This window comes from Algiphilus sp. (genome assembly GCF_023145115.1).
Taxonomy (GTDB): Bacteria; Pseudomonadota; Gammaproteobacteria; order Nevskiales; family Nevskiaceae; genus Algiphilus.
This window is the reverse complement of record NZ_JAGLEJ010000022.1, coordinates 77,793-84,647: the sequence shown is the minus strand read 5'-3', so window position 1 is coordinate 84,647 and position 6,855 is coordinate 77,793. Positions and strand designations below refer to the sequence as shown.

Genomic DNA, 6,855 nt, shown 5'->3' with positions numbered 1-6,855 from the left:
CGCTCCGGCCCGCCCGCGGGGCGGGCCGGAGTCCCGGCGACTGGCGGCGCGCTCCGGGGTCGCCGCGGACGGACATCCTGTCCTCCGCGGCTCGGCCGGCCTTCCGTGGCCGGCCGACTCCCTGCGCGCACCACCAGTCGCCGCGCCTCCTGAAGGGGGACATGGTCGGCTCGTTGCTTCGCAACGTCGCAGCAGTGACGTGGCGCCATTCCCGATCTGTGGCGACGTTGCGAAGCAACGAGCCGTCCCGGGTGCCTTCACGGGTGGCCGGACCGGGAGGCGCGCGCAGTGGGGCTGCGAGACAGGACGTCGAGCAAGGGTGAGCCCGACCGAATGCCCAGTGGGCATTCGCAGCGAGGCGAACGCCCGGACATGGATGTCCGGGCCGGGGCATGTCAGGAGCGAAACGGTAGCGCCACGGATGGCAGGCGCCAACCGCACGCTACTGCAAGGATCATCGCCGTCACTAAGCTCGGCTCCTGCCTCGCTAAGTGACCCTGCCAGGGCCTTCCTGGCCCCGGCGTTCACCCGCTGCGAAGCGCCACCGGCGCTTCGGTCGGGTTCACCCATGGCTTTGGCTACTTTGGCCGTAACCAAAGTAGCCCGCGCCGGTCGAGCGGCAACGTTCGGCAGCGTCAAAGTTCCGTGGCGCGGAACCCGGGAGCGCAGCCGGGTCAACGAGGAAGACTCAAGCGCCGAGGTCACGAGGCGCGGAACCCGCGAGCAGGAACGCGTCACCAAGAACGCTCAGCCGCAGCTTGAAAGCCTGGGAACCAGTGAGGGGATCCAGGGTCAGCCCTTGCGACGGGGACAGTATATTGATTTCCCTGACCATGACGCTGTAGCCGGACGGTATGCAGGCCACTATTGCGCTGTCGGCACGATCGGCGCGTGGTGGAAATCAATATACTGTCCCCTTAATGGGGGTCGCTGCCAATGAGCACCTTCGTCCATCTCGCCGTCCACAGCGAATATTCCCTGGTCGACGGCACGATCCGCATCGAGCCGGTCAAGACGCAGCGCGGGGACGATCGCCTGCAGCCGCTGAGCAAGCGTGCGGCCGAGCTGGAGTTGCCGGCGATCGCGCTTACCGATCGCGACAACCTGTTCGCGATGGCGAAGTTCTACAAGTCGTGCGAGGGCGCCGGTGTCAAGCCGTTGCTGGGCGTCGATCTGGCGCTGAGCAGCGATGGCGCGCCGGGGCGCGTGACGGTGCTGGTGCAGAACGATGCCGGGCTCGCGAACCTGATGCGGCTGGTGTCGCGCATGTACACGGAGAGCCGCGGCACGGTGGACGCGATGGTCGACCGGGACTGGCTGCTGGAGGCGGCCGAGGGTCTGATCGTGCTGTCCGGCGCCCAGGGCGAGATCGGCCAGAAGCTGCTGACCGGGGATGTCGACGGGGCGGAGGCCGCGCTGACTCGCTGGCGCGCGGCCTTCGGGGACCGGCTCTACTTCGCGCTGGCGCGCTGCGGACGGCCGCACGATGAGCTGCACGTGCAGGCTGCGACCGCGCTGGCGCGGCGCCACGGCGTACCGGTGGTGGCGGTCAACGATGTCTGCTTCCTGCGGCGCGACGATTTCGAGGCCCACGAGGCGCGCGTCTGCATCCTCCAGGGCCGCACGCTGGAGGATCCGCGCCGGCCGCGAAGCTATACGCCGGAGCAGTACCTGAAGTCGGCCGACGAGATGGCGACGCTGTTCGCCGATCTGCCCGAGGCCGTGACCAACACCGTCGAGATCGCGCGGCGCTGCTCGCCGCGGCTGCACTTCGGCACCAACTATCTGCCGGATTTCCCGGTGCCGGAGGGGCGCAGCGTCGCCGAGCATCTGCGCGCGACCTCGGAGGCGGGGCTCGAGGCGCGCATCGCCAAGCACGGCATGGTCGACGAGCGCTCGGTGTACGACGACCGGCTCGCCGAGGAGCTGCGCATCATCGAGCAGATGGGCTTCCCCGGCTACTTCCTGATCGTCGCGGACTTCATCCAGTGGGCCAAGGACAACGGCGTGCCGGTGGGGCCGGGGCGCGGCTCGGGTGCGGGCAGCCTGGTGGCGTATGCCATCGGCGTAACCGACCTGGATCCATTGGCTTACAACCTGCTCTTCGAGCGGTTTCTCAACCCCGAACGCGTGTCGATGCCGGATTTCGACGTCGATTTCTGCATGGAGGGCCGCGACCGCGTCATCGAGTACGTGACGCACAAGTACGGGCTCGACCGGGTGGGGCAGATCATCACCTACGGCTCGATGGCGGCGCGCGCGGTGGTGCGCGACGTCACGCGCGTGCTGGGGCAGCCGCACGGCTTCGGCGACCGCATCGCCAAGATGGTTCCGGGCGCGCCGGCCTTCAAGGTGGAGGCGGGCGGCGCCGGCCGCACCGAGCTCGAGCACGCCATCGAGACCATCCCCGAGCTCAAGCAGGCGCAGCAGGAGGAGGATGTCGGCGAGGTGCTGCGCTACGGCCTGCTGCTGGAGGGCCTGGCGCGCAACATCGGCAAGCACGCCGGCGGCGTGGTGATCGCGCCCGGGCCGCTCACCGACTACGTCCCGCTCTACCGGGAACCGGAGGCGCAGGGCGTCGTCACGCAGCTCGACATGAAGGATCTCGAGGCCATCGGGCTGGTCAAGTTCGACTTCCTCGGGCTGCGCACCCTCACCATCATCCAGTGGGCGGTGGACATCATCAACGAGCGGGTGGCGGATGCGAACCTCGACATCCTCGCCATTCCCAAGGACGATCCGGCGGTCTTCGATCTGTTCCGGCGCGGCGAGCTGGCGGCGGTGTTCCAGATGGAATCGGCCGGCATGCGGCGGCTGGCCATGCAGATGCAGCCCAGCCGCTTTGAGGATCTCATCGCGCTGGTGGCGCTGTTCCGGCCGGGGCCGCTGCAGTCGGGCATGGTCGAGGACTTCATCGCGCGCAAGCACGGGCAGGCCGAGGTCGAATACCCGCATCCGGCGCTGGAGGCGGTGCTCGAGGAGACCTACGGCGTCATCGTCTACCAGGAGCAGGTCATGCGCATCGCGCGCGAGCTGGCCGGCTACTCCCTGGGCGGTGCCGACCTGCTGCGGCGCGCGATGGGCAAGAAGAAGGCCGACGAGATGGCGCGCCAGCGCGAGGCCTTCGTGTCGGGCGCCACCGAACGCGGGATCCCGGCGGAGAATGCCGGCCAGATCTTCGACCTGATCCAGATGTTCGCCGAGTACGGCTTCAACAAGTCGCATTCGGCCGCCTATGCGCTGGTCGCCTACCAGACGGGCTGGCTCAAGGCGCACTATCCCGACGCCTTCATGTGCGCGGTGCTGTCGGCGGAAATGTTCAAGACCGACACGCTGGTCGCGCTGGTCGACGAGTGCCGCAACATGGGCCTCACGGTGCAGGCGCCGGACGTCAACGCCTCCGACTACCGCTTCAAGGTCGTCGCCGACGGCGTCATCTGCTACGGCCTGGGCGCGATCCGCGGCGTGGGCGAGGGCGCGGTCGAGAGCATCCGCGCGGCGCGCGCCGAGGGCGGGCCGTTTCGCAGCCTGTTCGACTTCTGCCGGCGCGTCGATCCCAAGCGCGTCAACAAGCGGGTGTTCGAGGCGCTCATCCAGTCCGGGGCCTTCGACGGGCTGGGCGAGACCCGCGCCACGCTGTGGCAGAACCTGTCGCGCGCGGTGGCGGCGGCCGAGCAGTCCAGCGCGCTGGCCGATGCCGGCCAGAGCGATCTCTTCGGCTTCGGTGACGACAATGCTGCCGAGGAGCCGGCGCTGGAGCTCGACCGCTGCACCGAGTGGCACGATCTGGAGCGCCTGCGCCGCGAGCGCGACGCGCTCGGCTTCTATCTCAGCGGGCACCCGATCGAGAGCTTCAGCGAGCTGCGCAGCCACTGCACGGACGGCACCCTCCGCGAGCTGTGCGCGCAGCTGCCGGACCCCGAGTCGGATCCGGAGACCGGCCGCTCGCTGCGCCGCCAGCCGCGCGTGACGGTGGTGGGCTGGCTGCTGGACATCCGGCGCTTCGGGCCGCGCGCGGTGCTGACGCTCGATGACCGCAGCGCCCAGGTGAGCGTGCCGCTGTCGGAGGACCAGTGGATGCAGCACGCCGAGCTCCTGCGCAAGGACAGCCTGCTGCTGGTGCGCGGGCGCCTCGGCCACGACGATTTCTCCGGCGGCTATCAGCTGCGACCGTCGGAGCTGCTCGATCTGGACGGCATCTATGCCCGCTACGTGTCGAAACTGGAACTGTGCCTGCCGGCGCAGAGCCCGAGCGCCGGCGAGGTGGTCGAGCTCATCGACGGCGCGCGCGCGGACAGCGGCTGCGCGCTCAGCGTGCGGCTGGTCGGCGAGGGGGCGGAAGCGCGGGTGCGGTTCCCGTCACGTCTGCGTCTGCGCCTGGCCGATCCGCTCTATCGGCGGCTCCAGCACTTCCTCGGCGACGACGCCGTGCGGGTGGGTTGGCGGACGCCGGCCGAATGAGCACGGCACGTCGATTGCAACTTGCGTAAGCTAGTGTGAATCGCTTTTCGGGGAGGCGCGCGCAGGCATGAATCTGAATTATCTCGACTTCGAGCAGCCCATCGCCGAGCTGCAGCAGAAGATCGAGGACCTGCGCAACATGTCCGACGGCTCGCAGGTCAGCCTCTCGGAGGAGATCCAGCGGCTCGAGGCCAAGCAGAAGCAGCTGACCGAGCAGATATTCTCCAAGCTGGAGTCCTGGCAGGTCACGCAGCTCGCGCGCCATCCGCAGCGGCCGTACGCGCTCGACTACATCGAGTCCGTGTTCACCGACTGGGAGGAGCTGCACGGCGACCGCGCCTTCGCGGACGATCCCGCCATCGTCAGCGGCATCGCGCGGCTCGACGGGCGGCCGGTGGTGGTCATCGGCCAGCAGAAGGGTCGCGACGCCAAGGAGCGCATCCACCGCAACTTCGGCATGCCCATGCCGGAGGGCTACCGCAAGGCGCTGCGCCTGATGAAGATGGGCGAGAAGTTCTCGCTGCCGGTGATCACCTTCATCGACACGCCCGGCGCCTTCCCGGGCATCGGCGCCGAGGAGCGCAACCAGTCCGAGGCCATCGCGCGCAATCTCTTCGAGCTGTCGCGGCTGCGCACACCGGTGGTGGCGACGGTCATCGGCGAGGGCGGATCGGGCGGTGCGCTCGCCATCGGCGTGGCCGATCATCTGATGATGCTGCAGCTGTCGATCTACTCGGTGATCTCGCCCGAGGGCTGCGCGTCCATCCTGTTCAAGAGTGCCGAGCGCGCCCGCGACGCCGCCGAGGCCATGAAGGTCACAGCCACCGATCTGCACGGCTACGGGCTGATCGACGAGATCATTCCGGAGCCGCTCGGCGGCGCGCACCGTGATCCGGAAACGATGAGTGCCACGCTGTGCGGGCGCCTGCTGGCGACCGTCGACCACCTCAGCCGGCAGCCGCTCAATCAGCTGCTGCAGACGCGCTACGAGCGGCTCATGAAATTCGGTGCCTTCCAGCAGGGGTGAGGCCGCCGGGTCCGCCGGCGCGTCGCTGACGCACGCGCTGGCGGCAGGATTCGAGGCGCTTCCCCCGCACGGCGGCTACTGCATCGGCTTCAGCGGCGGCCGCGACTCGACCGCGCTGCTCGACGCGCTGCACGGCCTGCGTCCCGGCCGCGTGCGCGCGGTGCACGTGCACCACGGCCTGCACGCCAGCGCCGACGACTGGGCCGAGCACTGCCGGCGCTTCTGCGAGGCGCGCGGCATCGGGCTCGACATCCGCGCCGTGCGCGTGCGGCCCGACGGCGACGGCCCCGAGGCGGCCGCGCGCCGGGCCCGCCACGCCGCGTTGCAGGAAGCGCTGCGGCCGGGCGAGCTGCTGGTGCTGGCGCACCACGCCGATGACCAGGCCGAGACCGTGCTGTTCCGTTTGCTGCGCGGTGGCGGCACCGCGGGCGCTGCAGGCATGCGCGCGCTGCGACCGACGGGCGACGGCGGCTGGCTCTGGCGCCCGCTGCTGGGCGTGACGCGCGATGCGATCACCGCGTACTGCCGGGCGCGCGAGCTGCAGTGGGTCGACGACCCGGGCAATCACGGCGGTGCCAATGCGCGCGCCCGGTTGCGTGCCGCGCTTCCGATGCTGGAGGCGGTGGTGCCCGGTGCGGCGGCAGCGCTGCGGCGCCACGCCGGGCTGCTCGGCGACCAGCAGGCGCTGATCGCCACGGCGCTGGGCCCCGATCTGGCCACCCGCCTGCACGACGGGCGACTGGACCTGCGCGGCTTGCGGGGCTGGTCACGCGCACGCCGACACGCGCTCCTGCGCCAGTACTGCGCAGCGCTCGGCGCACCGGTTCCGGGAGCGGCATGGCTGGCCGAGTGCGATACCAGCGTGATCGCCGCCGGCGCCGACCGACAGCCGGTGCTGCAACTGGGCGCGCTGCGCGCATGCCGGTTCGACGACGCCCTCTGGCTGCTGCCGGCATTGCCACCGACTGAGCCGGCGTGGTGCACGAACTGGGATGGATGCGCGCCGCTGTCGCTGCCCGCTGCCGCAGGGTCGCTGCACTGTAGTGGTGCAGGACCACCGCTGCATGCCCTGACCGTCGGCTTCGTCGCGCCGGGTACCCGCTGCCGTCTGACGGCGGGCGGTCGCACGCAGCGGCTGAAGCATGTCTTCCAGCGCGCCGGAACGCCGCCGTGGGAGCGCGCGCGGACCCCCGAGATCCGCGCGGACGGGGAACCGGTGCAGGTCGGCCAGTGGCGCCTGCCGGCCGCGAACGCCTACCTGCCGGGAACCCGCTTCCACTGGCGGAAACCGCACTGGCACCTGCCCTCTGAAGGGACCTGAGCCGGGCCGCCAGCCCCGGGGAAGCCGGGGGCGGCGTGCTAGAATG

At 70.3% G+C, this 6,855-nt stretch carries 3 protein-coding genes; all 3 read left to right on the top strand.

Annotated elements, in window-relative coordinates; all coding sequences use genetic code 11:
* Positions 1 to 936 precede the first annotated feature (936 nt).
* The gene (dnaE, locus tag KAH28_RS07995; RefSeq protein ID WP_290575463.1) at positions 937 to 4,461 is read left to right on the top strand and encodes a DNA polymerase III subunit alpha; all 3,525 of its coding nucleotides are present in this window, start codon (positions 937 to 939) and stop codon (positions 4,459 to 4,461) included.
* A gap of 67 nt (positions 4,462 to 4,528) precedes the next feature.
* Complete coding sequence (locus KAH28_RS07990; protein WP_290575462.1) at positions 4,529 to 5,488, top strand: acetyl-CoA carboxylase carboxyltransferase subunit alpha; 960 nt, start codon at positions 4,529 to 4,531, stop codon at positions 5,486 to 5,488.
* Positions 5,469 to 6,809, top strand: a complete 1,341-nt coding sequence (tilS, locus tag KAH28_RS07985) for a tRNA lysidine(34) synthetase TilS (protein WP_290575461.1) — start codon at positions 5,469 to 5,471, stop codon at positions 6,807 to 6,809. Before KAH28_RS07990 ends, tilS begins: the two co-directional genes overlap by 20 nt.
* The last annotated feature ends 46 nt before the right edge of the window (positions 6,810 to 6,855 follow it).